Source organism: Janibacter limosus NBRC 16128 (assembly GCF_001570985.1).
GTDB classification, from domain to species: Bacteria; Actinomycetota; Actinomycetes; order Actinomycetales; family Dermatophilaceae; genus Janibacter; species Janibacter limosus.
Map to the genome: position 1 here is coordinate 20681 of NZ_BCSS01000009.1, position 25613 is coordinate 46293.

At 69.0% G+C, this 25613-nt stretch carries 22 protein-coding genes; 10 read left to right on the top strand and 12 right to left on the bottom strand.

Features of this window, described 5'->3' with window-relative positions:
• Positions 1-14: 14 nt before the first annotated feature.
• Entirely contained in the window at positions 15-755 is a 741-nt protein-coding gene (dapB, locus tag JLI01S_RS04885) for a 4-hydroxy-tetrahydrodipicolinate reductase (protein WP_068260862.1), read from the bottom strand.
• Between the two features lie 114 nt (positions 756-869).
• Between dapB and JLI01S_RS16860 the strand changes: the two genes are divergently transcribed.
• A complete protein-coding gene (locus tag JLI01S_RS16860) occupies positions 870-1022 on the top strand; it encodes a hypothetical protein (RefSeq protein ID WP_157074829.1) in 153 nt (50 codons plus the stop codon).
• Positions 1023-1093: 71 nt separating this feature from the next.
• Here the strand turns inward: JLI01S_RS16860 and JLI01S_RS04890 are convergent, their stop codons facing one another.
• Both JLI01S_RS04890 and JLI01S_RS04895 read right to left on the bottom strand, forming a co-directional pair.
• Positions 1094-2968, bottom strand: a complete 1875-nt coding sequence (locus JLI01S_RS04890) for an AMP-binding protein (RefSeq protein WP_068260870.1) — start codon at positions 2966-2968, stop codon at positions 1094-1096.
• Positions 2961-3725 (bottom strand): IclR family transcriptional regulator, encoded by a 765-nt coding sequence (locus JLI01S_RS04895; protein ID WP_068260873.1) that lies wholly within the window; start codon positions 3723-3725, stop codon positions 2961-2963. The genes JLI01S_RS04890 and JLI01S_RS04895 overlap by 8 nt, the downstream gene beginning before the upstream one ends.
• Positions 3726-3888: 163 nt before the next feature.
• Here JLI01S_RS04895 and JLI01S_RS04900 point away from each other — a divergent pair, with 163 nt between their 5' ends.
• From JLI01S_RS04900 to JLI01S_RS04930, 7 genes are read left to right on the top strand one after another with little or no spacing between them, the layout of a single operon-like run.
• A complete protein-coding gene (locus JLI01S_RS04900; protein WP_245634529.1) occupies positions 3889-4770 on the top strand; it encodes an ABC transporter ATP-binding protein in 882 nt (293 codons plus the stop codon).
• Complete coding sequence (locus tag JLI01S_RS04905) at positions 4763-6751, top strand: AMP-binding protein (protein ID WP_068260877.1); 1989 nt, start codon at positions 4763-4765, stop codon at positions 6749-6751. The genes JLI01S_RS04900 and JLI01S_RS04905 overlap by 8 nt, the downstream gene beginning before the upstream one ends.
• Positions 6748-7620 (top strand): branched-chain amino acid ABC transporter permease, encoded by an 873-nt coding sequence (locus JLI01S_RS04910; protein WP_068260880.1) that lies wholly within the window; start codon positions 6748-6750, stop codon positions 7618-7620. Before JLI01S_RS04905 ends, JLI01S_RS04910 begins: the two co-directional genes overlap by 4 nt.
• 6 nt (positions 7621-7626) lie before the next feature.
• The gene (locus JLI01S_RS04915; RefSeq protein WP_068260883.1) at positions 7627-8691 is read left to right on the top strand and encodes a branched-chain amino acid ABC transporter permease; all 1065 of its coding nucleotides are present in this window, start codon (positions 7627-7629) and stop codon (positions 8689-8691) included.
• Positions 8692-8744: 53 nt separating this feature from the next.
• On the top strand, positions 8745-9941 hold the full coding sequence (locus JLI01S_RS04920) for an ABC transporter substrate-binding protein (RefSeq protein WP_068260886.1): 1197 nt from the start codon (positions 8745-8747) through the stop codon (positions 9939-9941).
• Positions 9938-10780: an ABC transporter ATP-binding protein gene (locus tag JLI01S_RS04925; protein WP_245634530.1), complete on the top strand. Its 843-nt coding sequence runs from the start codon at positions 9938-9940 to the stop codon at positions 10778-10780. The genes JLI01S_RS04920 and JLI01S_RS04925 overlap by 4 nt, the downstream gene beginning before the upstream one ends.
• A 38-nt stretch (positions 10781-10818) precedes the next feature.
• A complete protein-coding gene (locus JLI01S_RS04930; RefSeq protein ID WP_245634531.1) occupies positions 10819-12036 on the top strand; it encodes a phenylacetate--CoA ligase family protein in 1218 nt (405 codons plus the stop codon).
• 87 nt (positions 12037-12123) lie between these two features.
• Here JLI01S_RS04930 and JLI01S_RS04935 read toward each other — a convergent pair whose 3' ends face one another.
• From JLI01S_RS04935 to lpdA, 4 genes are all read right to left on the bottom strand, one after another.
• Complete coding sequence (locus tag JLI01S_RS04935; RefSeq protein ID WP_068260889.1) at positions 12124-13737, bottom strand: DUF8094 domain-containing protein; 1614 nt, start codon at positions 13735-13737, stop codon at positions 12124-12126.
• A 176-nt stretch (positions 13738-13913) separates the two neighbouring features.
• Positions 13914-16319, bottom strand: coding sequence for a polyribonucleotide nucleotidyltransferase (locus JLI01S_RS04940; protein ID WP_068260892.1), 2406 nt, complete (start codon positions 16317-16319; stop codon positions 13914-13916).
• Positions 16320-16486: 167 nt separating this feature from the next.
• Positions 16487-16756 carry a 30S ribosomal protein S15 gene (gene rpsO, locus JLI01S_RS04945; RefSeq protein WP_068260895.1) on the bottom strand — a complete coding sequence of 90 codons (270 nt, stop codon included), beginning with the start codon at positions 16754-16756 and terminating at the stop codon, positions 16487-16489.
• A 148-nt stretch (positions 16757-16904) separates the two neighbouring features.
• On the bottom strand, positions 16905-18302 hold the full coding sequence (lpdA, locus tag JLI01S_RS04950) for a dihydrolipoyl dehydrogenase (protein WP_068260898.1): 1398 nt from the start codon (positions 18300-18302) through the stop codon (positions 16905-16907).
• Positions 18303-18377: 75 nt separating this feature from the next.
• Between lpdA and JLI01S_RS04955 the strand changes: the two genes are divergently transcribed.
• Both JLI01S_RS04955 and JLI01S_RS04960 read left to right on the top strand, forming a co-directional pair.
• On the top strand, positions 18378-20675 hold the full coding sequence (locus JLI01S_RS04955) for a carbon starvation CstA family protein (RefSeq protein WP_068260901.1): 2298 nt from the start codon (positions 18378-18380) through the stop codon (positions 20673-20675).
• Positions 20672-20875, top strand: coding sequence for a YbdD/YjiX family protein (locus JLI01S_RS04960; RefSeq protein WP_068260902.1), 204 nt, complete (start codon positions 20672-20674; stop codon positions 20873-20875). The genes JLI01S_RS04955 and JLI01S_RS04960 overlap by 4 nt, the downstream gene beginning before the upstream one ends.
• Here the strand turns inward: JLI01S_RS04960 and JLI01S_RS04965 are convergent, their stop codons facing one another.
• The 5 genes from JLI01S_RS04965 to ndk are packed head-to-tail and all read right to left on the bottom strand — an operon-like array spanning position 20876 to position 25610.
• Positions 20876-22876: a penicillin-binding transpeptidase domain-containing protein gene (locus JLI01S_RS04965; RefSeq protein ID WP_245634532.1), complete on the bottom strand. Its 2001-nt coding sequence runs from the start codon at positions 22874-22876 to the stop codon at positions 20876-20878.
• Positions 22873-23361 carry a hypothetical protein gene (locus JLI01S_RS04970; RefSeq protein ID WP_068260908.1) on the bottom strand — a complete coding sequence of 163 codons (489 nt, stop codon included), beginning with the start codon at positions 23359-23361 and terminating at the stop codon, positions 22873-22875. The genes JLI01S_RS04965 and JLI01S_RS04970 overlap by 4 nt, the downstream gene beginning before the upstream one ends.
• Positions 23358-24134 carry a rod shape-determining protein MreC gene (mreC, locus tag JLI01S_RS04975; protein WP_068260911.1) on the bottom strand — a complete coding sequence of 259 codons (777 nt, stop codon included), beginning with the start codon at positions 24132-24134 and terminating at the stop codon, positions 23358-23360. The genes JLI01S_RS04970 and mreC overlap by 4 nt, the downstream gene beginning before the upstream one ends.
• Positions 24134-25171 (bottom strand): rod shape-determining protein, encoded by a 1038-nt coding sequence (locus JLI01S_RS04980; RefSeq protein WP_068261082.1) that lies wholly within the window; start codon positions 25169-25171, stop codon positions 24134-24136. The genes mreC and JLI01S_RS04980 overlap by 1 nt, the downstream gene beginning before the upstream one ends.
• Positions 25172-25175: 4 nt before the next feature.
• Complete coding sequence (gene ndk / locus JLI01S_RS04985) at positions 25176-25610, bottom strand: nucleoside-diphosphate kinase (protein WP_055993944.1); 435 nt, start codon at positions 25608-25610, stop codon at positions 25176-25178.
• Between the last annotated feature and the right edge of the window lie 3 nt (positions 25611-25613).

Sequence of the window (25613 nt, forward strand, 5' to 3'; positions counted from 1 at the left end):
CGGCCGGCCGGGTCTCAGAGGCCCAGGACGTGCTCCAGACCCACCGTCACGCCCGGGTGCTTGGCCACCTCACGCACACCCGTGAGGACACCGGGCATGAAGGAGACCCGGTCGAAGGAGTCATGACGGATCGTCAGCATCTCGCCCTCGTTGCCCAGGAGGACCTCCTGGTGGGCCACCAGACCCCGCAGTCGGACCGCGTGCACCGGGATGCCGTCGACGCTCGCCCCGCGGGCGCCGTCCGGGTCCTCGGTGGTGGCATCCGGGATCGCACCCAGACCGGCATCTGACCGGGCCTGGGCGATCAGCTCCGCCGTGCGCGTGGCGGTACCGCTCGGAGCGTCCACCTTGCGCGGGTGGTGCAGCTCGACGACCTCGACGGACTCGTAGAAGCGGGCCGCCTGCTTGGCGAACTGCATCATCAGCACGGCTCCGATCGCGAAGTTGGGGGCGATGAGCACGCCCACTCCCCCCTTCGCCTCGACCTCCGCGCGCAGCTCGCTCGCCTTGTCGTCGGTCCAGCCCGACGTGCCGACGACGACGTGGACGCCGCGCTCGACGCAGTGGCGGACATTGCGCTCGCTGGCCGCGAGGACGGTGAAGTCGACCACCACCTGCGCACCGCCGAGGTCGCCCAGATCGTCGCCGTCGTCGAAGCGCGCGACGAGCTCGAGGTCGTCCGCGCCCTCCACCGCCTCGCACGCCGTCGCACCCATGCGCCCCTTGGCGCCGATCACTGCCACCTTCGTCGTCATGGGCACAGCCTACGAAGGGGGCGGCCCGCCGACAGCACCGACGTGTCGTTCACCTTCTGTTCACCTTCGTGCTAATGTTGTAAGTGAACAGAACATGAACAGGAGGTGTCCACAATGACCGTGACGACACTGAAGACGGCCGAGACCACTCGCCCCGCTCCGAAGCTGACCTGCACCTGGGTCGCCGTGCGCGGCGACGACGGCCGGACCCGCATGGAGATGCGGTGGGTCGACCAGACCCAGCGCACCGCACGCCACGCGGCCTGACCACAGCACCGCCCTCCAGCCAGTGAGACCCCCGACACCGCATGGCGTCGGGGGTCTCACTCATGCCGCGGTCACTGCCCCGCGGCTGCGAGAACCTGCGACCACGTGACCTCGCGAGGTGCGCCGACCCGATCCGGGGTGGCCAGGGTGGCGATCGCCCGCGCCCGCTCGAGGCGACCGAGCTCGTCACCGAAACGGTCGATGACCAGCAGTGACCGCGGACGGGCCAGACCACCCATGATCTCGCGGACGGCATTCATCAGGCCGACACCGACCTCGTCCAGGTCCGGGTCGAGACCGGCCTGCGGGTCGAGCACGACAGCGGCGACGAGCGCGCGACCCAGCTCCGGGTCCTTGCGCCAGGTGACCTCGGCAGCCGACACATAGGGGTGGTCCTCCAGGACCTCGCGGACCTCACGCAAGGAGACGAGCTGGCCGGAGATCGAGACCACACCGTCGGTGCGGCCCAGGAAGGCGATGTGACCATCCTCGTCCCGCAGCGCAAGATCCCCGGTCGCATAACACCCCGCGTGCCGCGTCCAGTGGGACTCCGCGACAGCCGCCTGATCGCCCTCGACATCGACGAAGGTCCCGGCCCACGGAAGCCGGAGCACGGCCTCCCCCGCCAGCCCCGCACCCGCGGCGACACCCGCCGCATCGACGATGTCCAGAGCACAGTCCGGGAGGGCGGTGCCGTCCGCGGCGCCGCCGGCGTGCGACCCGGCGTCAGACGTGTCCATCACGCGCACGATCCCACCGAGCTCGAGCTGGCCCCAGGCGTCGAACACCTCGAGGTCCTTGGCCCCGAAGGCCTGCGTCAGCCACTCGGCGAGGTCATCCTCCACAGGCTCACCGGCCGTGGTCACCCGCAGGAGGGAGGGGATCCGTGAGACCTCGGGCAGCTCCCGCGCCCAACCCCGCACGGTCCGCATGACCGATGGCGTGGACACCATGCTCTCCACGCCGTACCTGGCGATGATCTCCCACGCGCGGGTCGGCGCCGGCTGGTCGAGAGTGCCCTCGTACATCACCGCCGTGTCGCCATGGGCGAGCGGTCCGTAGATGCCATGGAACTGCGTGACCGTCCAGGAGATGTCCCCGGCGCACCAGAAGACGCCTCCCGTCCGCAACCTCCGGTGCACGGCGAGCGCTCCCGCCAGCATCGTCGCGGTCCCATGGAGGACGGACACCGGCTGACCGCCCTTGGTGGCCAGCGGGACGATGGCGATGGGGTGATCGGGCGGGAGGTGGACAGGTACTGCGAGGTCGTCCTCCTCGTCACGCGACCCTGCCGGAGCACGTCGGGTCGGCCCGACGATGTCGTGGTACCATCGGTCCCCCTCGAACCACGCCACGTCCATGCCCGTGCGTCGCACCACGATGGTGTGCTCGACGGACCCGCTCGCCAGCAGGGCCTCGTCGGCACGGGCCTTGGTCGGCAGCACCGTCCCGTGCCGCCACGCTCCGTCCTGGGTGAAGAGCACCTTGAGGTCGAGTGCGCTCAACCGATCGGCCAGCGGCTCGGTCGGCAGCGGAGCGGGCAGGACTGCGTGGACGGCTCCGACACGGGCACAGGCGAGCATCGCGACGACGGTCTCGGGCAGCCACCCCAGGTGCAGGCCGACTCGGTCCCCCTCCCCCACACCCATCACGCGCAGGGCCCGCGCCAGGGCGGTGACCTGCTGGTGCAGATCGCGATAGGTGAGCGATCTCCGGTCACCCGGCTCGCCCTCCCAGTGCAGCGCCACCTGGTCGGCACGCTCGGAGAGGTGGCGGTCGACGCAGTTTGTCGACAGGTTGACCGTCGCACCGGGGAACCAGCGCCCCGACCGGGGCCCCGGTGTCCACAGCTCGGAGTACGGGTGGTCGAAGTCGATGAGTCCTGCGATGTCGACCCAGGCCGGGTCCGGAGGCGTGCTGCTGTGCTGCGGCTCACGATCAGGCATGTCCCAGCGTCCTCCCTGCTGCGCGAGCAGCTCGGCCCAGATGGATGGCCGTCTCGGCGACGCCCTCGGCGTCCGCCGCATCAGGGACCGTCGCGGCCAACGCCGCAACCGTGACGCCTTGGCCGTCCACGAGCCCCACGGCGACCTCCGCCGGGAAGGCCGGGTCCACGGGCGCCAGGGCGAGGTGCTCCACGCCCGCCCACCGGGCGCGTTCAGCATCCGTCGCCACCACGCGGTCCTCCTGCGTCGCCCTCTCCAGCGCCTGCCGCCACTCGTCATCGGTGGCGCGGGACGCGAGGATGCGACCCCCCGCGCACGAGAGCGCCGGACCCACCCGATGCGTCTCGCGGTAGGGACCCCGCTCGGCTCCGTCGACACGGTCGACGTAGATGACCTCACCGTGCACGAGGATCTGGACGTGCACCGTGTGACCCAGCTGGTCGCGCAGCTGGGAGAGGTAGGGACTCAGCGCCCCGAGCAGGGGCAGCCGCGACAGGTAGTGGTTGGACAGCCGGGTCAGCTCCGGCCCGAGCCCGTAGCGCGATGACTGGGGGTCCTGCACGACGAGATCGGCCAGGACGAGTGAGCGCAGGAGGCGGTGCACCGTCGGGATCGACATCTGCGAGCGCTCTGCCAGGTCGGTGAGGTGCTGCAGGGCCGGACCCTCGCCGAGCAGGTCCAACATGATGACCGCATTGCGGACGGTCCCGAGCCCGCCTCGCCCGACGCTGCCCTCGCTCGCTCGACCGCCTGCCATGTGACCTCCCTGCCCTTGTCGCCCCGAAAAGTTTCCAGTTCCGCGAGGCAAGTCAACCACAGGGCGAAGGATATTTCCGAAGAAGGTCTTGCGCTTACACATAGTGAAAACGTATTCTCACACCGTTCCGGTTTCACTGTCGAAGCGGCAAACAGGAGGGTCAGTGCTGACCAGGTCCTACAAGCACTCCTTGCGAGGAGGTCACCTGCCTGCGGGCGAGGTGCTCCTCGAGATCGAGGAGGCAACCCTGAGGTTCGGGGGCGTCACCGCCTTGAGCGAGGTCTCCTTCCGTGTGACCGAGGGGCACATCCACTCCGTGATCGGACCCAACGGTGCCGGCAAGTCTTCTCTCCTGAACTGCATCAGCGGGTTGTACCACCCGCAGGAGGGGCGTATCCGACTGCACACCGCGGAGGAGCCCCGCGCCGCAGAGGACGTCGGCGCTCGGCACGAGCACGAGCTGACCAAGCTCCCGCCGCACCGGATCGCCCGGCTCGGGGTGGCCCGCTCCTTCCAGAACATCGAGCTCTTCCACGCCATGAGCGTCCTGGACAACCTGATGCTCGGTCGCCACATCCACATGCGCCACGGCGTCCTGCAGTCGATGCTCTGGTTCGGGCCCGCCCGGCGACAGGAGATCGCCCACCGCCAGCTCGTCGAGGAGGTCATCGACCTCCTGCAGCTGCAGGCTGTGCGGACCAAGCCGGTCGGCTCCTTGGCCTATGGCGTACAAAAGCGGGTCGAGCTCGGCCGCGCGCTGTGCCTGCAGCCCTCGCTCCTGCTGCTCGACGAGCCGATGGCCGGCATGAATGCCGAAGAAAAGGAGGACATGGCCCGCTACATCCTTGACGTCAACGAGCTGGCCAAGGTCTCCGTCGTGCTCATCGAGCACGACATGAACGTCGTCATGGACATCTCCCACCGAGTGAGCGTCCTCGACTTCGGCGTCCTCATCGCTGACGGGACGCCTCAAGAGGTGATGGCCGAGCCGGCCGTCATCGAGGCCTACCTCGGTGCCGAGGGAGAGGGCGGCGCTCATGTCTGACCTGTCCACGGACACCTTCCCCCGACTGCTCGCCGGACTCGCTGCGACCCGCCCTGACGGTGTCGCCATGCAGGAGAAGCTCTACGGCATCTGGCAACCCCTCACGTGGTCCGAGTACGCACAGCGGGTCCACGCGACGGCCCACGGACTCGCGGGCCTCGGCGTCGAGCGCGGTCAGGTCATGGCCGTCCTCGGCGACAACCGGCCGGAGTGGCTCATCGCCGAGCTGGCCGCGCAGAGCATCGGCGCAGCAGTGGTCGGCATCTATCCCACCTCGATCGGCGAAGAGCTGCGTCACATCCTGACCACCTCCCGTGCTCGAGTGGTCGTCGCGGAGGACCAGGAGCAGGTCGACAAGCTGCTGAAGCTGATCTCGGAGGACAGCTCACCCGAGGATGCGCCGCTGCACATCGAGCGCATCGTCTACTACGACCCGCACGGCCTGGAGCAGTACACCGATCCTGTGCTGATGGACTTCACCGACCTCGAGGCGATGGGCCTGGAGCGCGCCGCCGAGCTGCCCCACTGGCTGGACGCACAGGTCGAGGCCGGGCAGGCCGACGACATCGCGATCATCTGCACCACGTCCGGCACGACGTCCAAGCCCAAGCTCGCCGAGCTCTCCCACCGCAACCTGCTCGCCATGGCTGAGCACCTGACGAGCGTCGACCCGGTCTCCACCAAGGACCGCTATGTCTCCTTCCTCCCCTTCGCGTGGATCGGCGAGCAGATGCTCGCGGTCGCCTGCGGCCTTTCCCACGGACTGACGGTCTCCTTCCCCGAGGACGCCTCGACCCAGCGCAGCGACATGCGGGAGATCGGGCCGGACCTGATGTTTTCCCCGCCACGGATCTGGGAGTCGATGCTCTCCGAGGTCCAGGTACGCATCGACGAGTCGGACTGGTTCAAGCGACGCGTGTTCGGTTGGGGCTACACCATCGGCGACAAGGTGGCCGAGATGCGGGTCAGTGGCCGCAAGCCCGGACCGCTCCTCGCGATGACCCACCGAGTGGCCGATGCCGTCGCCACCCGGCCGGTCCGGGACCAGCTCGGTCTCGCCCGGATCCAGCGCTGCTACACCGGTGGCGCGCCGCTGGGCCCGGACGTCTTCCGCTTCTTCCATGCGATCGGTGTCAATCTCAAGCAGATCTACGGGCAGACCGAGATCTGCGGCATCGCGGTCCTCCACCGCGATGACGATGTCCCCTTCAACACCGTCGGTACGCCGATCCCCGGCACCGAGCTGCGGATCACCGAGGCGGGCGAGGTCCTCCTGCGCTCCGCATCCGTCTTCCGTGGTTACCACCGACAGCCGGAGGAGACCGCCAAGGTCGTCGACGCCGAGGGGTGGCTCAGCACCGGAGATGCCGGGTACCTCGACGACGCCGGTCACCTCGTCATCATCGACCGGGCCAAGGACGTCCTGACCGCCCCGGACGGCACCCGGTACTCCAGTGCCTTCATCGAGAACAAGCTGAAGTTCTCCCCGTACATCGAGGAGGCCGTCGTCTTCGCGCCCACCGACGACTCCGGCGGGGGGATGACGGCGATGCTCATCATCGACCCGGCGACCGTGGGCTCCTGGGCCGAGCACGAGCGCCTGAGCTACACGACCTTCACCGACCTGACCGCCAAGCCCGAGGTCCAGGAGCTCGTCGCCGAGGAGACCTCCCGGGCCAACGAGGACCTCCCCGAAGGGATCCGGGTCCAGCGCTTCGTCCTCCTGCACAAACAGCTGGATCCTGACGACGACGAGATCACTCGCACCCGCAAGGTGCGCCGCTCGGTGATCGCCGATCGATACGGCGACATCATCGCCGCCCTCGGTCGCGGTGACGAGCGGGTCTCGGTGAGCAGCCGGGTGACCTACCAGGACGGCTCGAGCATCGACCGTGAGCTGGACCTGACCATCTTCGACCTGACCACCTACTCGGTCCCGCCAGGCCGGGGCCGCCGACCCGTCTGGAGTGGTCGCCGATGAGCACCTTCCTCAACCAGTTGATCTACGGGCTGGCCGATGGATCCATCCTCGCCCTCGCCGCCTTGGGCTTCGTCCTGATCTACAAGGCCACGGGAGTCATCAACTTCGCGCAGGGCGAGTTCCTCCTCGTCGGCGCCTACACCTTCTACACAGCCTTCGTCGTGCTCCAGCTGCCGCTCATCGCGGCCGCCCTCATCGGGGTCCTCGTTGCAATCCTGATCGGGGTCGTCGTCGAGCGCTTCATCCTGCGGCCGATGGTCGGCGAGAACCCGATCAGCATCATCATGGTGACGATCGGGCTCTCCGCGCTGCTCAACGCCCTGGTCCAGGCCTTCTACGGCACGTCACCCAAGAGCCAGCCGAAGATCCTGCCCACCGGATCGCTCAACCTGCTCGGGGCCACGGTGCCGATCAACCGGCTCCTGGCCATCCTCATCGCGGCCGTGGTCCTGACCGCCTTCACCATCTTCTTCCGCCGCTCACGTCACGGCATCGCCATGCGCGCCGTGGCCGACGACCAGCAGGCGGCCATGACGATGGGGATCTCGGTTCGCCGGATCTTCGCCCTCGCGTGGGCCCTGGCTGCCGTGAGCGCCCTGATCGCCGGAGTGCTCGTCGGTGACATCTCCGCGGTCGACCAGAACATCGCCGCCTTCGGTCTTCTCGTCTTCCCCGTCGTCATCCTCGGCGGGCTCGACTCCGTGCCCGGGACCATCGTCGGCGGGCTCGTCATCGGCCTCCTGCAGCAGTTCACCGGCGGGTACCTGGACCCGGGTCTTGCCACCGTCATCCCGTACATCGCTCTCGTCCTGATCCTGCTCGTACGTCCGTACGGGATCTTCGGCGAGACCCGCATCGAGAGGGTGTGACCGACGATGGCAGCCACCGCCACGGGTATCCACCACCGCACCTACGTCTCCGAGCTGCGCCTGCGGGCCACGCGCGCCGAGTACTTCCGCCTCGGCCTGCTCACGGTCCTTCTGCTCGTCCTGCCCTTCGTCCTCGACAACTACTGGCTCTCGCAGGTCAACCTGATCCTCATCGCCGTCATCGGCGCCGTGGGCCTGAACATCCTCGTCGGATACACGGGCCAGATCTCCCTCGGTCAGGGCGGGTTCATGGCCGTCGGTGCCTACAGCTCGGCGATCTTCTCGGACCGCATCGGGCTCCCGACACCACTGGCGATCATCGGGGCCGTCCTGCTGTCCGCTGCCGTCGGCACCTTCTTCGGGCTCCCGGGCCTGCGGCTGAAGGGCCTCTACCTGGCGATCGCCACGCTCGCCAGCCAGATGATCATCGAGTTCGTCATCCGTCGTTGGTCGTGGCTGACGGAGGGACACGGATACCTCAACGTCGACCGCTTCGAGGTCTTCGGCTTCAAGGTCGGCGCACGTGCCGTCTTCGAGCAGCAGTGGTACTGGATCCTGCTCATCCTGGCCGCCCTGACGGTGATCTCTGCTCGCAACCTCTTCCGGACCGGATTGGGCCGCTCCTTCATGGCGGTGCGCGACCAGGACATCGCCGCCGAGGCGATCGGCGTCAACGTGGCACGGGTGAAGCTCACTGCCTTCGCCATCTCGTCCGGGTTCGTCGGTCTCGCCGGCGCCCTCACCGCGCACTACAGCGAGGTCGTCTCCTGGGAGAAGTTCACCCTCGACGTCTCCATCCTCTATCTCGCGATGATCATCGTCGGTGGGCTGGGGAGCATCGCCGGGGCCGTCTACGGCGCGATCTTCATGACGCTGCTGCCCGAGGTCATCCGCCAGGTCGCCAACGCGATGAGCTCGTCCATGCCCTTCCTCACCGACCAGCTGCCCGCCGTGCGCAATGCCACCTTCGGCCTGGTCATCATCCTCTTCCTCATCATCGAGCCACGTGGTCTCGACCGCATCTGGCAACGGATGAAGGAGTACATCAGGTTCTGGCCCTTCCGCTACTGACCACCCCGACCACACCCCTTTCGATCTGTGCCCCACCCATGAAGGAGACAACGATGTCTGCACGAACCCGCTCACTGGCCGCCATGGCCGCCGCATCGGCCCTGCTGCTGACCGCCTGCGGCGGTGACGGCGCGGACGGCGCCGACTCGGACGAGCCCATCAAGATCGGCATCATCGCCGACCTCACCGGCGCCACCGGTGACGTGGGCACTCCCTACAACGAGGGCATGAAGGCCTACATCGACTGGCGCAACAGCGACGGGGGCATCGAGGGACGCAAGATCGAGGCCCTCTCCAACGACTACGCCTACGAGGTCCCCAAGGCCGAGTCCCTGTACAAGCAGTACCTCAACGACGAGGTCGTCGCCATCCAGGGCTGGGGCACCGGCGACACCGAGGCACTGTCCGGCAGCGTCGGCAATGACGAGCTGCCCTTCATGTCGGGGTCCTTCGCCGAGCCCCTGACCGACCCGGAGACGGCTCCGTACAACTTCGTCGTGGCTCCGACCTACTCCGACCAGATGCGCGTCGCGCTCAACTGGATCGCCGAGGACGCCGGCGGCAAGAGCGAGGTGGCCGTCTTCCACAACGACAGCCCCTTCGGCACCGCCCCGGTCGAGGACGGCAAGAAGTGGGTCAGCGAGAAGAAGCTGGACCTCGGCTACAAGGCCTACGCCATGCCTGGCGGTCAGCAGAACTACGTGGGGCTGCTCTCCCAGGCGAAGAAGCAGGGCGCCGAGTACATCGTCATCCAGAACGTCGCCTCGCCCGCTGCCCTCGTGGCCAAGGACATCGCAGCCCAGAAGCTGGACATGAAGATCGTCTGCCTCAACTGGTGCGCCAACGAGCTCTTCATCGAGTCCGCCGGGTCCAAGGTGGCTGAGGGACACATGCTCGTCCAGCCCTTCGCCCCGATGTCTGCCGACAAGGACGGCCACAAGGTCATCAAGGACTACATCAAGGACAAGGGCATCGACGAGAAGGAGGTCGGCACCTCCTGGGTCCAGGGCTGGTACGCCATGGACGTCATGGCCGGAGGCATCGAGAAGACGCTCAAGGACGGTGACGACCTGACCGGCGCCAACATCCGCAAGGCCCTGGAGACCATGGGTGGCCAGGACACCGGAGGTGTCGTCGGTGACGGCACCGTGGAGTTCACCGCGGAGAGCCACCGCGGCTCGTCGGCCACCGGCATCTACGAGGCCAAGGCCGGCAAGATGGTCGAGGTCAAGGCAGGCGCGACTCCGTGAACCAGCTCGCCACGCCGTCTCTCTCGGGGGCGTCCTCGGACGCCCCCGCGGGGGGCCTGCTCACCCTGAACAATGTCGAAGTCATCTACGACGACGTCATCCTGGTGCTGCGCGGACTCTCCCTGTCGGTGCCGGAGGGCCAGATCGTGGCCCTCCTCGGCTCCAACGGCGCCGGCAAGTCCACGACCCTCAAGGCCGTGTCCGGTCTGCTCCCGAGCGAGCGCGGCGAGGTCACCGACGGCTCGGTCACCTTCGCGGGCGAGGACATCACCACGATGGATGCGGCGGAGCGGGTGCGTCGCGGGATGAGCCTGTGCATGGAGGGCCGTCACGTCTTCTCGCACCTGACCATCGCCGACAACCTGGTGGCCGGTGCGTACACGCGCAAGGACAGCAAGGACGACCTCGAGCTCGTCTACGAGTTCTTCCCGAAGCTCGCCGACATGCGCAACCGCATCGCCGGCTACCTCTCGGGTGGTGAGCAGCAGATGCTCGCGATCGGTCGCGCGCTCATGGCCCGACCCAAGCTGCTGATGCTCGACGAGCCCTCCTTGGGGCTCGCCCCGCTGCTCGTCCAGGAGATCTTCGGGTACATCAAGCGTCTCAATGTCGAGCAAGGACTGACCGTCCTGGTCATCGAGCAGAACGCCCGACGAGCCCTCGAGATCGCCGACCACGGCTTCATCATGGAGCAGGGACGCATCGTGCTGGAGGGGCCCGCGGCCGAGCTGAGCGAAAACCCCGACGTCAAGGAGTTCTACCTCGGCCTCGGCGAAGAGGGCGGGCGCAAGAGCTACCGGGACGTCAAGCACTACAAGCGCCGCAAGCGCTGGCTCTGAGTCACTCATCCCCATCCGGACCTCCACGAGGAGCTGTCATGTCCATCCACGCTGCGCTCGGTGAGCATCTCGCCCACCGTGCGATGGATCAGGCCGTCACCGACCTGATCGCGCGGGCCGCCGCTGTCCCCGGGCTGGCCTCACGACTGGAGCGAGCAGGGATCGACCCTGCCTCGGTCCGCTCGGTCGCCGACCTGAGCGCTCTGCCCGTGCTGTCGAAAGACGACCTCGTCGCCGAGCAGGCGAGCGCACCCCCCTTCGGCGGTCTGCTCGCTCCTGACGCCGACGTCCAACGGGTCTTCCAGTCGCCGGGTCCGCTGTACGAGCCCCAGCTGGAGTCCCCGGACTACTGGCGCTGGGGTCAGGTCTTCCGCCATCTCGGTGTCGGGTCGCAGGACACGGCCATCAACTGCTTCGGGTACCACCTCTCCCCCGCGGGCGCGATGATGGAGGAGGGTCTGCGGTCCACCGGGGCGGCGGTGCTCCCGGCCGGGATCGGCAACCAAGATCTGCAGGCGCGGGCCATCGCAGACCTGGGAGTGAGCGCCTACAGCGGTCTGCCGAGCTATCTCAAGGCGCTCATCGATCGCTTCGACGAGCTGGGTCTGCCGTCGCAGGCTTGGCAGCTCACGCGCGCCATGGTCACGGCAGAGCCCCTCCCCGATTCGCTCCGCGAGGCGCTCACTGCGCGGGTGCCCTCGGTGTGCATGGCCTACGGGACCGGCGAGACCGGCCTGCTCGCGCACGAGGTGGGCGACGGTTCCGGGCTGGTCCTGGCCGAAGGGGTCCTGGTCCAGGTCTGCGAGATCGGCACCGGGACGCCGATCGAGGACGAGACCGAGGGTGAGGTCGTCGTCACCGTGCTGCGTCCCGACTATCCGTTGGTCCGCTTCGGGACCGGGGACCTGTCCGGCTGGATGCTGGGACCCGACGGCTCCCTGCGTCTGCGGGGTGTGCTCGGCCGCACGGGGTCAGCCGTGAAGGTCAAGGGCATGTTCCTCCACCCGGCGCAGATCGCGTCCGTGATGTCCCGGATCAGCACGGTCGCGGACCATCGCTTCGTCATCGGGCGCACCGACCACCTGGACACCCTGCGGTGCGAGGTCATCCCTGCCCCGGGCAGCGACACCGATGCCGTCGTGCGCGAGGTGAGCGAGCGCGTCCGGGAGGGCCTGCGGTTCAAGGCCGAGGTCGTCGCGGTCGAGCAGCTGACAGCCGGTGACGGACCGATCATCGACACCCGGGTCTGGGACTGACGCGGGACAGCGCCGCCCCGTGAGCAAGCCCCCGACACCACATGGTGTCGGGGGCTTGCTGCTGCAGTCATCAGAGGGTCCAGCTGGTCAGCGGGGGAAGTCCACGACCCAATCGACGGAGGACCCGAGGACACGCGCTGTGCCGGTATCCGGCACGAGCGTCGCCACGACGAGGGAGCAGTGTCGGGTGGAGACATTGCCATTGGCCCGGCTCCCGTAGATCGCCGTCTCCCTCTTCGACGGGTTCCACGTCCAGTTGGGCTTGAGATAGCGGCGGTTCTCCCACTCGAGCTCGCTCAGCACGAGGAGCCCTTCTTCGACGCGGATCGCCCGTACCGCGGCGCCGTCGCCGTCCCGGAGCGAACCACCCCAGGTCTCGGCCGAGTCGGCAACGCGCTCGACGCCCTTGGCCTTCTTGTGCAACTCCGAACGAGCGTCCTTCATCCCGTCGTCGATGACCAGTCCACCGGACTTCCCCTTCTCCACCCAGGACTCCAGTTGTCCGTCGACCTTCTCTGCGCGGGCCAGGTCCTCCGACGACGGCTTGGCCTCCTCGGCTGTCAGCGCTGTCGGCAGCCCCTCGTCGAGCCACACGGAGGAGCTGGCCTTCCACGGATCGGCGGCGTGCGCCTTTTCGTAGACGTAGAGCAGCTCCGCGCCGTCCCTGTCCGGCTTCGACGGCTTGACCTCGACCGCGGACCACAGCGGGTACTCCTGCTGGACCGACGCGTAGACCCGTCCGCCCTCATGGGTGAAGCTCTCAGTCCCACCCTTGGGCTTCTCGAAGGCGTTTTCTCGGGCGGAGAGCTCGTCCTGCGCCAGGAACGGACCCGTGTCCGCCGTGCTCCAGAGCGTTCCGTCGCCGGTGCGCGACTTCTTGAGCGCAGCATTGTTGCGCACGTCGTAGTCGTCGAGCATCGTCTGGACGTCGTCCTGCTCGAGTGGCACCACCCCGTGGGTGTCACCGTGATCGACCTGCTGCGGGATCGTGCAGCCGGCGGCGAGCACGGCGACCGTGCCGACGACCGCGACCCGGGAGACGCCGCGAGATGTCGTGGGCGCCGGCTCCTCGGCAGGCGATGTCACCTCTGCCGTCCGCCTGCCCGCCGTCTGCTTGGCGCGACGGCCCCAGCCGATCGTGCCGACGAGCAGCAGCAGGCCGAGGAGCGCAGTGACGACGCCCGCGACGAAGGCACCGGGCAGCAGGTAGCCGATACCGACCTGCGGGGTCGTCCCCTGCTCAGTGGAGGGCAGCACGGCGATCTGGACCGGAGCGTCCAGCGTGAGCTGGACCTCGAGGTGGGCCTCACTCCCCTGCGCCTGCTGATCCCAGACGTCGAGCTCTGAGGGAGGAGCCGCCGGGTAGGGCTGCTTCTCCGTCAGCTGTTGCGAGTCACCGATGCCATCGGCTGAGAGCCCGGTGATCTCGGTATGTGTCACCTCAGCGAGGTAGTCCTGCACGTGCACGGGGTGGGCGGATCCGGCGAAGACCTCGCCCTCCCCTGCCGCGGCATTGACCACCAGAGTGACCCCGGCGACGTTGAGCAGCTGCGGCGCCGTCGCGACGATCGGGGCGCCCTCGGACAGCGCCTGGGGCTCACCACCCCAGGTGTCGTCGGGACCGAGCAGGATCGCGACGGCGCCTCCGACGACGATGAGTGCTAGTGCGACGAGTCCGGTGAGGAAGCGCACGATCTTCATACAGCTGTCCCCTGTCTGTGGCGTGATTTCCGCACCGCCCCAACGGTGCGAGACCACGCTAGGCCGGATCGGGCGGCCTCGCCCGGCGAGTGTCCACAGGCAGGCTCCGCCTGACCACGACGAAGGGGGCCGACCCTCCGTGAGGAGAGTCGGCCCCCTTCGGGGAACCCTGTGGGTCAGTCGTCCTGGGAGTCGTTGGACTCGGAGGACTCGTTGGTGTCGGAGCCCGAGTCGTTGGACTCGTCGTCGCCACGGCGACGACGACGGCGACCGCCGTCGCGGCCACCCTCACGACCGCCATCGCGACCGCCCTCACGGCGACCGCCACGACCACCCTCGTCGTCACCCTTCGCGCCAGAAGCCATCTCGGCCTCCTGCTCGGGGGTGAGGACCGCGGCCAGGCTCAGCTTGCCGCGCGGGTCGATCTCCTTGAGCTCGACCTGGACGGTCTGGCCCACGCCGAGGATGTCCTCGACCGCGTCGATCCGCTTGCCACCGACGAGCTTGCGCACCTCGGAGATGTGCAGCAGGCCGTCCTTGCCCGGCGTCAGGGAGACGAACGCACCAAAGGTGGTCGTCTTGACGACGGTGCCGAGGAAGCGCTCGCCGACCTCGGGCATCTGCGGGTTGGCGATCGCGTTGATCGCGTTGCGCGCGGCATCGGCAGAGGGGCCGTCGACCGCACCGATGAAGACGGTGCCGTCGTCCTCGATGCTGATGTCGGCGCCGGTGTCCTCCTGGATCTGCTTGATCATCTTGCCCTTCGGGCCGATGACCTCACCGATCTTGTCGACAGGAACGTTGACCGTGATGATCCGCGGCGCGGTGGGCGCCATCTCGTCGGGAGCATCGATGGCCTCGTTCATGACGTCGAGGATGTGCAGGCGCGCATCGCGGGCCTGGGTCAGCGCGCCACCGAGCACCGAGGCGGGGATGCCGTCGAGCTTGGTGTCGAGCTGGATCGCGGTGACGAACTCGCGGGTACCGGCGACCTTGAAGTCCATGTCGCCGAACGCGTCCTCGGCGCCGAGGATGTCGGTCATCGCGGCGTAGCGGGTCTCACCGTCGACCTGGTCGGAGACCAGACCCATGGCGATACCGGCAACAGCGGCGCGCAGCGGCACACCGGCGTTGAGCAGCGACATCGTGGACGCGCAGACGGAGCCCATCGAGGTCGAGCCGTTGGAGCCGAGGGCCTCGGAGACCTGACGGATCGCATACGGGAACTCCTCGCGGGACGGCAGCACCGGCAGGAGCGCGCGCTCGGCGAGCGCTCCGTGGCCGATCTCGCGGCGCTTCGGGCTGCCCACACGGCCGGTCTCACCGGTCGAGTAGGGCGGGAAGTTGTAGTTGTGCATGTAGCGCTTCTTGGTGACCGGGCTCAGCGAGTCGATCTGCTGCTCCATCTTGAGCATGTTGAGCGTGGTGACACCCATGATCTGGGTCTCGCCGCGCTCGAAGAGCGCCGAACCGTGCACGCGGGGCAGGACCTCGACCTCGGCGCCCAGGGCGCGGATGTCGGCGAGGCCACGGCCGTCGATGCGGACCTTGTCACGCAGGATGCGCTGGCGGACCTGCGCCTTCTGCGCGGAGCGGAAGGCTGCGGAGAGCTCCTTGTCGCGGCCGAAGAACTCGCCGGGCGCCTCCTCGGTGCCCGCGAGGGAGGCCTTCATGGCGGCCTTGATCTCGTCCAGACGGCTCTCGCGCTCCTGCTTGCCCGCGATCGTGAGCGCGGTCGACAGGTCAGCGGAGGTCGCGGCCTCGACGGCGGCGTACACGTCGTCCTGGTAGTCCAGGAAGATCGGGAAGTCCTCGACCGGCTTGGCGGCCTTGGCAGCCAGCTCGGCCTGGGTGTCGCACAGCTGCTTGATGAACTTCTTGGACGCGTCCAGACCCTCGGCGACGACCTCTTCGGTCGGGGCGGTCTTGCCCTGGTTCTTCACCAGGTCCCACGTCGACTCGGTGGACTCGGCCTCGACCATCATGATCGCGACGTCGTCACCGTCGACGACACGGCCGGCGACGACCATGTCGAAGGTCGAGCGCTCGATGTCGCTGAAGTTGGGGAAGGCGACCCACTGGCCGTCGATGAGCGAGACACGCACGGCGCCGATCGGGCCCGAGAAGGGCAGGCCGGAGATCTGCGTCGAGAGCGACGCGGCGTTGATCGCGAGGACGTCGTATTGGTGGTCCGGGTGGACCGACAGGACGGAGATGACGACCTGGACCTCGTTGCGCAGACCCTTCTTGAAGGTCGGGCGCAGCGGGCGGTCGATGAGGCGGCAGGTGAGGATGGCGTCCGTACCGGGACGACCCTCGCGGCGGAAGAAGCTTCCGGGGATGCGACCGGCGGCGTACATCCGCTCCTCGACGTCCACCGTCAGGGGGAAGAAGTCGAAGTGGTCCTTGGGGGTCTTGCCGGCCGTCGTGGTCGACAGGAGCATGGTCTCGCCGTCGAGGTAGGCGGCGATGGCGCCACCGGCCTGCTGTGCGAGCCGGCCGGTCTCGAACCGGATGGTGCGGGTGCCGAACTGACCGTTGTCGATCGTGGCTTCGGCGAATGTGATCTCAGGACCCTCCATCGGGTCCTCCTTTTCTCTCTGCGTACCGGGCGCATCGTCGTTGTGCCCCGGTCTTGTCTTCGGTGGTGACGATCTTCAGTTGTCCTACTGTTTGCCGGCGGTGTGGTCCACCCCCGGATACGCGAAGAAGCGGCCCCCATGGTTGGGAACCGCTCTCCACGACGTACTTATCGGCGAAGGCCGAGGCGCTTGATCAGCGCACGGTAGCGCTCGATGTCGGTGCTCTCCAGGTAACGCAGGAGGCGGCGACGCTTACCCACGAGGAGCAGCAGACCACGACGGCTGTGGTGGTCGTGCTTGTGCTCACGCGAGTGCTCGGTGAGGTCCAGGATGCGCTGCGTGAGCATCGCGACCTGCACCTCGGGGGAGCCGGTGTCGCCCTCGACGGTGCCGTAATCGGCCATGATCTGCTTCTTGACTTCAGCGGTCAGCGGCATGCGGTGACACTGCTCCATTTCTTGGTTGTTGCGCGGCGCGCCCGGGCTGGTTCACCGGGGCTCTGTGGATCCGCGGCCGATCTAACGGCAACTTGAGCAGGCTACCAGCGTCCTCGCGGACTCCCCTAATCAGGACGAAGGGAAGGGATCACAGGTTGATCATGTGCCCCGCGATGCCCTCGACGGCCTCCTTGACCGCCTCGGACAGCGTCGGGTGTGCGAAGACATTGCGGGCGACCTCGTCGGCCGTCAGGTCCCACTTCTGCGCGAGGGTGAGGACCGGCAGCAGCTCGGTGACGTCGGGGCCGATCATGTGGGCGCCGAGGATCTCGTTGTGCTCGGCATCCGCGACGATCTTGACGAAACCGACCGCGTCGCCCAGGCCCATCGCCTTGCCGTTGGCGGTGAAGGGGAAGGTCGCCGTCTTGACGTCGTAGCCCTTGTCCTTCGCCTGCTCCTCGGAGTAACCGAAGGACCCGATCTGCGGGTGGCAGTAGGTCGCGCGCGGGATGAAGTCGTACTCGACCGGCATCGTCTCGGCGCCGTTCATGTGCTCGGCGGCGACGACCCCCTGGGCTTCGGCGACGTGGGCGAGCATGAGCTTGGCCGTGCAGTCACCGATGGCGTACACGTTGTCGACATTGGTGCGGCAGTACTCGTCGATGGCGATGGCGCCGCGCTCGGTGAGCTCGACCCCGATCGCGTCCAGGCCGAAGCCTTCGGTGCGGGGTGCGAAGCCGATCGCGGAGAGCAGCTTGTCCGCCTCGAGGACCTGGGCGTCGCCCCCCTTCGCCGGGGTGACGGTGACCTTGACGCCCGAGCCGGTGTCCTCGACGGAGTCGACCTTGGTGCTGAGCATGACCTTGACGCCCAGCTTCTTGTAGTGCTTGGCCAGCTCCTTGGACACGGCCGCGTCCTCGGTCGGGACCATGCGGTCGAGGAACTCGACGATCGTGACGTCGACACCGAAGTTCTTGAGCACGTAGGCGAACTCGACGCCGATGGCGCCCGAGCCGGCGATGATCATCGAGCCGGGGAGGTCCGCGTCGAGGATCTGCTCCTCGTAGGTGACGACGTTGTCGCTCACCTCGACACCGGGGAGCATGCGGGTGGTCGCACCCGTGGCGATGATCAGCTTGTCGAAGGAGACCGTCCGGGTCTCGCCGTCGTTGAGGGCGACATCGACGGTGTTGCCGGAGGTGATGGTGCCCCAGCCGTCGATCTCGGTGATCTTGTTCTTCTTCATCAGGAAGTGGACGCCCTTGACGATGCCGTCGCTCACCTGGCGGGAGCGGGCGTGCGTCGGGCCGAAGGACATCGTGGCGTCGCCCTCGATGCCGAACTTCTTCTTGTCATGGGCCAGCGTGTGTGCGAGCTCGGCGTTCTTGATCAGCGCCTTGCTGGGGATGCAGCCCACGTTGAGGCAGACACCGCCCCAATACTTCTTCTCGATCACCGCGACCGTGTTTCCGAGCTGCGCCGCGCGGATCGCCGCGACGTAACCACCAGGTCCTGCACCGAGCACTACGAGGTCAAAGTCAGCCATGTCCGACAGCGTAGTCGGGACTGCGTTACGTTCGACACACAGGCCGAAGACACGACGACGTGGTGGAGGATCCGCATGGCGCAGCAGTCGCCCTCGCAGACCGTGATCGACGAGCGCGACGGGGTGGAGGTCGTGCGTACCGATCCGGGGCGGCCCCCCGTCGCCGTGCGCTCCCCGCACCTCGTGACCGGAAGGGAGAAGCTCGTCTTCGCCCTGATCGGCCTGCTCGGGGCGGTCGGCTGGGCGATGATCGCGGTGGTCCGCGGCGAGCACGTCAACGCCGTCTGGTTCGTCTTCGCCGCCGTGAGCACCTACATCATCGGCTTCCGCTTCTACGCCCGGCTCATCGAGTACAAGGTGCTCAAGCCGCGCGACGAGCGCGCCACTCCTGCCGAGGAGTTCGAGAACGGCAAGGACTTCATGCCGACCGATCGGCGGGTGCTCTTCGGACACCACTTCGCCGCGATCGCCGGCGCCGGTCCCCTCGTCGGACCCGTCCTCGCCGCCCAGATGGGGTACCTGCCCGGCACCTTGTGGATCGTCTTCGGCGTGGTCTTCGCCGGGGCCGTGCAGGACTACATGGTCCTGCACCTGTCCATCCGTCGTGGTGGGCGCAGCCTGGGTCAGATGGCCCGTGACGAGCTCGGGCGGGTCGGCGGCATCGCCGCGATCGTCGGCGTGCTCGCGATCATGCTCATCCTCATCGCGGTCCTGGGCATCGTCGTCATCGGCGCCCTGGCCAACTCCCCCTGGGGCGTCTTCTCCATCGCGATGACCATCCCGATCGCGCTCTTCATGGGCCTGTACCTGCGCTTCCTGCGCCCCGGCGCCATCGGCGAGATCTCGCTCATCGGGGTCGTGCTGCTCGTCCTCGCGATCGTCGGGGGCGGCTGGGTGTCGGACCACCCGACCCTCGCCGACACCTTCACCCTCGAGCCGATCACCCTGGCCTGGCTGCTCATCGGTTACGGCTTCGCAGCCTCGGTCCTGCCCGTGTGGCTCCTCCTGGCTCCCCGCGACTACCTGTCGACGTACATGAAGGTCGGCACCATCGGCCTGCTCGCCATCGGCATCCTGGTCGCCCGCCCCGAGGTCAAGATGCCGGCGGTCACGGAGTTCGCCTCCACGGGCGAGGGGCCGGCCTTCGCCGGGTCCCTCTTCCCCTTCCTCTTCATCACCGTCGCCTGCGGTGCCCTCTCCGGATTCCACGCACTGATCTCCTCCGGCACCACCCCCAAGCTGATCGAGAAGGAGAGCCAGGCGCGCTTCATCGGCTACGGCTCGATGCTCACCGAGTCCTTCGTCGCGATCATGGCGATGGTCGCCGCGGTGAGCATCGACCAGCACATCTACTTCGCGATGAATGCCCCCGGCGCGCTGACCGGAGGCACGCCCGCCGACGCCGCCGACTACGTCAACGGCCTCCCGCTCGTCACGCCCTCGGGCGGGGCGGTCCCCCCGGTGGATGCCGCCACCCTCCAGCAGGCGGCCGACAGCGTCGGCGAGGAGACGATCATCTCCCGCACCGGTGGCGCACCAACGCTGGCCTTCGGCATGAGCGAGGTCATGAGCGTCTTCGGCGGGGACTCGCTGAAGAGCTTCTGGTACCACTTCGCGGTGATGTTCGAGGCACTCTTCATCCTCACCACGGTCGACGCCGGCACCCGCGTCGCGCGCTTCATGTTCTCCGACGCCCTCGGCAACGTGCCCGGTCTGCACCGCTTCAAGGACCCGTCCTGGCGCCCCGGTGCCTGGTTGTGCAGCATCGTCGTCGTCGCCGGCTGGGGCTCGATCCTGGTCATGGGCATCCTCGACCCGCTCGGCGGGATCTACACGCTCTTCCCCCTCTTCGGCATCGCCAACCAGCTGCTCGCAGCGATCGCCCTCGCGGTGGTGACGGCGGTCGTCGTCAAGCAGGGCAACCTGCGCTGGGCCTGGATCCCGGGCATCGCCCTGGTGTGGGACCTGCTCATCACCCTGTGGGCCTCGTGGCTGAAGATCTTCAGCAGCGACCCCAAGATCGGCTTCTTCGCCCAGCGTTCGCGCTTCGTCGAGGCCCGGGACAAGGGCGAGCTGCTCACCGGGGCCTCATCGACGGCGGACATGGACAAGATCATCTTCAACTCCGGCGTCCAGGGCACCCTGTCGATCATCTTCGCCGTGCTGGTGATCATCGTCGTCGCCGCATCGGTCGTCGTGATGGTCCGGGCTGCCCGTGCCGGAGGCCTGCCGACGAGCGAGGACGAGGGGGTGCCCTCGCGGATCTTCGCCCCGACCGGGCCGATCGCGACACCTGCCGAGAAGGCGGTGCTCCAAGAGTGGAAGGACGCCGGCCTGGATCCCTCGCCGGCCGCCTCCCGGGGGCACGGATGACCACGGTCACCGGATCTCCCTTCGAGCTGGTGCGGCGGGTCGGACGCTTCGTCAGCGGGGTGACCGGCGGTGACCGCTACGAGCGGTACGTCGAGCACCTGCGACGCGTCCACCCGCAGGACCCGGTGCCGACCCGGGCGCAGTTCTGGCGCTCGCACTACGAGGAGCAGGAGCGCGACCCCGGCACCCGCTGCTGCTGATCAGTCCCCGAGGTCCGCGAGCTCCTCGTGGATCTGTCGGGCGATCGGCGCGGCGGTGGCGCCACCGGTCCCACCCTGGGACACGACGACGGCCACGACATAGCGTGGCTTGGTGGTCGGTGCGTAGGAGACGAACCACGCCGTGTCCTGCTTGCCGTAGACCTCCGCGGTACCGGTCTTGCCCGCGACCGGCCACTCCTTCAGCGGAAAGCCGGCGAAGGCCGAGTGCGCGGTCCCGCCCCGCTCGGCCACCACGTCCTTGAGCGCTCCACGCAGCAGGCGGCCCGAGCGACCGGGCAGGTCGACCTGCTGTGCGGTGGGGACATCGAGGGAGGTGCGGACGCCGTCGGGCGAGATGCTCGCCCGGCCCAGGTGAGGGCTCGGCTGCGCGCCCTCCTGGGCGATGGTGCCGAAGACACGGGCCATCTGCAGCAGCGTCGCGGTGACATCGCCCTGACCGATCGACAGGTTGGCCTCGTCGCCCGGGCGGAACTGGTAGCCGGTCTCGCAGTTTTCCTTCGCGACCGCGGTGAGGTACGCGCGTCGGGTGCGGTCCGTGATCTCCGGGTGGCCGCGGCGGGCGTCCCTGCACGATGCGACCTTGGTGCTCTGCCACCAGTCGCGCTTCCACGCACGGTCGGGGATGCGTCCGGCGGACTCCGACGGGAGGTCGATGCCGGTCTGCTCGCCGAGCCCCAGGTCCCGGGCGGTGTCGATGAGCGGGTCCCCGGCGTCGTCGCCGGCAGACAGCCCACCCTGGTCGCGCCAGACCTGCTCGGCGACCCGGTAGAAGACGGTGTCGCAGGAGACCTTGATCGCCTCGCTCCAGGTGATCCTCCCGAAGGCACGCGACTCGTAGTTGTTGAAGGTCCGGTCCCCGATCCGGTGAGACGAGGTGCAGTTGACCACGTCGTCGAGGTCGGTCCCCGCAGCCACCGCCCCGGGCAGGGTGACGGCCTTGAAGGTCGAGGCGGGCGGCTGGGCCACCCCGGTCACCCGGTCGATGAGCGGACTGCGGTCCCCCTCCGTGAGCTCCTCGTAGCGCTCCTGCGTCACTCCCTCGGACCAGACGGACGGGTCATAGGTGGGCACGCTCGCGGAGGCGAGGACGCCCCCATCGCGCAGATCGAGGACCACGGCTGCTGCGCTGTCGGCCCGGTGCCCACGATCACGGGCCCGCTCCACACCGTCGGCGAGCGCCGCCTCACTCGCCCGTTGCACCGGCAGGTCGAGAGTGGTGACGAGGTCGGCCCCGGCCACCGGCTCGGTGCGGCTCGTCTCCTCGACCGCGACCCCGCGCGCGTCGACGCGCACCTCGCTGTGGCCGGGCGTGCCGCGCAGCAGCTCGTCGTACTGATGCTCCAGGCCGGCAGCACCGACGAGGTCGGCGTCGGTGATCGTGCCGTCGGAGGCCTCGACGGTCTGGGCGTCGGGGCGGGTGAGGTAGCCGGTCGTCTGCGGGGCACCGCCCCCCTTCGCTGCGGGGTAGGAGCGCACCGGCTGGCTGGTCACGGCCACACCGGGGTAGCGCTCGGGGCGCTCGGTCAGGGTGGCGGCAGCGGCCGGGTCCACGTCGACGGCGATGGGCACGGGGACCAGGGCAGAGCCTGCCCAGCAGTCCGGCGGGTCAGCGGCGCCGGGTGCGCCGCACAGGGTGGTGCGTCCCCACAAGCGGGCGAAGGGGAGGTCCAGTGTCGTGGCGAGGCGGCGCACCGTGGCCCGTCCCCCGTCCTCGGCATCGGCGAGTGATCGGCGGTCGATGGTGACATCGGTGCGCACGGCGTTGTCCACGAGCGGCCGACCGTCCCGGTCGAGGATGCGCCCCCGCAACGCGGGAAGGGCGACGCGCGAGGCACCCGGGAGGGCCACCCGGTCGTCGCCTGCGGGGTGGTCGGTGAGCTGCAGCTGACCCAGACGTCCGACGAGGACGCCGGCGAGCAGCACGAGGACGACGAGCGAGGCGAGCATGCGCGCCTGCAGCCGCGGGGCCCCGCGCCTCACGCCCACCGCCTCCGCACCAGTCCGGCCTCGATCCGCTCGACGACCCCGACCAGGACCAGCCCGAGAGTGGCGGTGGCCAGGACCTGCCAGGCCAGAGGTCCCCACGCGACGGGTCGGGCACTGGCCAGGTCGATCAGGATCGGGGCTGCACGGGTGACGAGAACAGCGGCCGCGACGACGGGGACCGGCCACCACCAGGGGTGACCGGCACGCCGGTGCGCGGTCCCGGCGATCCAGCCGGCCGCGGCATATCCCAGGGCGGAGAGCCCGAGGGGTACCGCGACCGGTGGCGCGAGGTCGAGGAGCCAGCCGCCCAGGAGACCGGTGAGCGCGCCGGGGCCGGGCCCGGCTGAGAGCGCGACCCCGACGACGACGATGACGATGAAGTCCGGCGGTGCGAGCACCCCCCGGGTCCCCAGCGCGAGGACCACGACGAGCGCGACCGCCAGGAGCAGCAGTCGCACGGGCCAGCGCAGACCGGTCATGACGTGCGCTTCGTCGTGCGACCGGGCCCGGTGATCACGGCCACGACGTCGACGGTGGCCAGGTCCACGGCCGGCTCGACGACCGCAGTGTCGGTGAGCGCCCCGGGGGCCTTGGCGACTCGGCTGATCGTGCCGACGCGGACGCCGGGAGGATAGGGGCGGGCGCCGGGGCTGCCGAGGGTGGTGACCTCGTCCCCTCTCGCCACGCGGTCCCGGGTCAGCTGGGTGATGACGAGCTCGTCCGCGGCATGGGCAGTCGTGGGGTCCGACCCCGAGAGGGTGCCGATGACTCCCCGTTCACCCGTGCGCACGCCGACACCGGAATTGCCCGCGCCGATGACCTCGACATCCGCGCTCCACTCCCCCACAGAGACGACCCGACCGACGAGACCGCCGGGGGCGATGACGGCGCTGTCGACGCGCACGCCGTCGCGACGTCCGACGTCGAGGGTGATCCGCTCCGGGCCCGATGCCCCTGCGCGGTCGAGCGCCACGACACGGGCGGTGACGCTCGGGAGGTCGCCGGTGTCGAGGCCGACGGCCTGGCCCTCGGTGTCCTGTCGGTCCCGCAGCCGCCGCACCTCCTCCGCCAGGGCGATGTTGTCCCGCTTGAGCCGATCGCTCTCATCGCCGCGTGGGGCGACCAGCCGCTCCACCGGGCCGAGGACCGCGTCCCCGACCCCGCGGACAGGGCCGAGCGGTGCGCCGGCGAGGTCCGCGAGCAGGACGAGCAGGGTGAGTGCCAACAGGACCGGAAGGATGCGGCGACGCATCAGAACCGGTGCCCGTCGACCAGGACGGGCTGCAGGGCAGCGAAGTCGTCGACGCAGCGGCCGGCACCGCGCACCACGGCACGCAGCGGGGCTTCGGCCACGCTGACGGGGACCCCGAGCTCGTGCCGCAGCAGCGCATCGAGACCGCGCAGCAGCGCGCCGCCCCCGGTGAGGGTGATGCCTCGCTCGAGGACATCACCAGCCAGCTCCGGCGGGCACCGGTCGAGGACATCGCGCACGAGCCCGACGATCTCCCCGACGGGTCGAGAGATCGCCCGACGGATCTCGGCGGAGCCCACGTCGACGGTCTTGGGCAGACCGGTCACGAGATCACGGCCACGCACCCTGGTGGTCGCCTCCTTCGCGAGGGGGAAGGCGGAGCCCACCTCGACCTTGATGTGCTCGGCGCTGCGCTCCCCCAGCAGCAGCGAGAGGTTGCGCCGCACGTGCTCGGCGATCGCGTCGTCGACCGCGTCGCCCGCGGTGCGGGTGCTGCGTGAGGCGACGATCCCGCCGAGGGCGATGACGGCGACATCGGTCGAGCCGCCGCCGATGTCGACGACCATCGAGGCCTGGGTGTCCGTCACGGGCAGCCCGGCGCCGATGGCGGCGACCATGGGCTCCTCGACGAGGTACACGCGGCGGGCGCCGACCCGCAGGGCAGCCTCCTCGACGGCGCGGCGCTCGACGCCCGTGATGTCGCTCGGGATGCACACGACGACCCGCGGTCGAAAGACGCTCGAGATCCCGACGCGGTCGGTGAACCACCGCAGCATCTGCTCGGTGGCATCAGGCTCGTTGATGACCCCGGCCCGCAGCGGACGCACCGCCCGCAGGGCACCCGGGGTGCGCCCGAGCATCTCCTTGGCCCGCGTGCCGGCGGCCACGAGCTCACCGGTCTCGACGCTCAGCGCGACGACGCTCGGCTCGTCGAGGACGACGCCGCGGCCCTGCTGGTGGATCAGGGTGTTGGCCGTGCCCAGGTCGATGGCCAGGTCGCGCGAGAAGCGCGCACGCGCTCCCCGCGCTCCTGTCACCACGTCAGAGGCTCGGGAACCAGATGCCGATCTCGCGGGCAGCGGACTCCGGGGAGTCAGAGCCGTGGACGATGTTTTCGTCCACGGTGCCGGCCCACTTGCGCCCGAGGTCACCACGGATGGTGCCCGGGGCGGCCTCGGTCGGCTTGGTCGCGCCGGCGAGGGAGCGGAAGCCCTTGATGCACTCCTGGCCCTCGATGACGACGGCCGCGACGGGGCCGGAGGCCATGAAGTCCAGGAGCGGCTCGTAGAAGGGCTTGCCCTCGTGCTCGGCGTAGTGCGCTGCCAGCTGCTCACGGGTCGGGGTGAGGACGGACAGTGCGGCGAGGGTGTACCCCTTCGCCTCGATGCGGCGGATCACCTCGCCGGTGAGCCCACGACGGAAGCCGTCGGGCTTGACGAGGATGAGGGAACGTTCGGTCTGCGCAGTCTCGGTCACGGT

Excerpts from the sequence above, each read along its gene's own strand:
- JLI01S_RS04895 (WP_068260873.1), bottom strand. The coding sequence starts at position 3,725 with ATGGCAGGCGGTCGAGCGAGCGAGGGCAGCGTCGGGCGAGGCGGGCTC.
- JLI01S_RS04955 (WP_068260901.1), top strand. The coding sequence starts at position 18,378 with ATGGCGCAGCAGTCGCCCTCGCAGACCGTGATCGACGAGCGCGACGGG.
- JLI01S_RS04960 (WP_068260902.1), top strand. The coding sequence starts at position 20,672 with ATGACCACGGTCACCGGATCTCCCTTCGAGCTGGTGCGGCGGGTCGGA.
- JLI01S_RS04920 (WP_068260886.1), top strand. The coding sequence starts at position 8,745 with ATGTCTGCACGAACCCGCTCACTGGCCGCCATGGCCGCCGCATCGGCC.
- JLI01S_RS04905 (WP_068260877.1), top strand. The coding sequence starts at position 4,763 with ATGTCTGACCTGTCCACGGACACCTTCCCCCGACTGCTCGCCGGACTC.
- lpdA (WP_068260898.1), bottom strand. The coding sequence starts at position 18,302 with ATGGCTGACTTTGACCTCGTAGTGCTCGGTGCAGGACCTGGTGGTTAC.
- JLI01S_RS04935 (WP_068260889.1), bottom strand. The coding sequence starts at position 13,737 with ATGAAGATCGTGCGCTTCCTCACCGGACTCGTCGCACTAGCACTCATC.
- JLI01S_RS04930 (WP_245634531.1), top strand. The coding sequence starts at position 10,819 with ATGTCCATCCACGCTGCGCTCGGTGAGCATCTCGCCCACCGTGCGATG.
- mreC (WP_068260911.1), bottom strand. The coding sequence starts at position 24,134 with ATGCGTCGCCGCATCCTTCCGGTCCTGTTGGCACTCACCCTGCTCGTC.
- JLI01S_RS04910 (WP_068260880.1), top strand. The coding sequence starts at position 6,748 with ATGAGCACCTTCCTCAACCAGTTGATCTACGGGCTGGCCGATGGATCC.
- JLI01S_RS04890 (WP_068260870.1), bottom strand. The coding sequence starts at position 2,968 with ATGCCTGATCGTGAGCCGCAGCACAGCAGCACGCCTCCGGACCCGGCC.
- JLI01S_RS04970 (WP_068260908.1), bottom strand. The coding sequence starts at position 23,361 with ATGACCGGTCTGCGCTGGCCCGTGCGACTGCTGCTCCTGGCGGTCGCG.
- JLI01S_RS16860 (WP_157074829.1), top strand. The coding sequence starts at position 870 with ATGACCGTGACGACACTGAAGACGGCCGAGACCACTCGCCCCGCTCCG.
- dapB (WP_068260862.1), bottom strand. The coding sequence starts at position 755 with ATGACGACGAAGGTGGCAGTGATCGGCGCCAAGGGGCGCATGGGTGCG.
- rpsO (WP_068260895.1), bottom strand. The coding sequence starts at position 16,756 with ATGCCGCTGACCGCTGAAGTCAAGAAGCAGATCATGGCCGATTACGGC.
- JLI01S_RS04940 (WP_068260892.1), bottom strand. The coding sequence starts at position 16,319 with ATGGAGGGTCCTGAGATCACATTCGCCGAAGCCACGATCGACAACGGT.
- JLI01S_RS04915 (WP_068260883.1), top strand. The coding sequence starts at position 7,627 with ATGGCAGCCACCGCCACGGGTATCCACCACCGCACCTACGTCTCCGAG.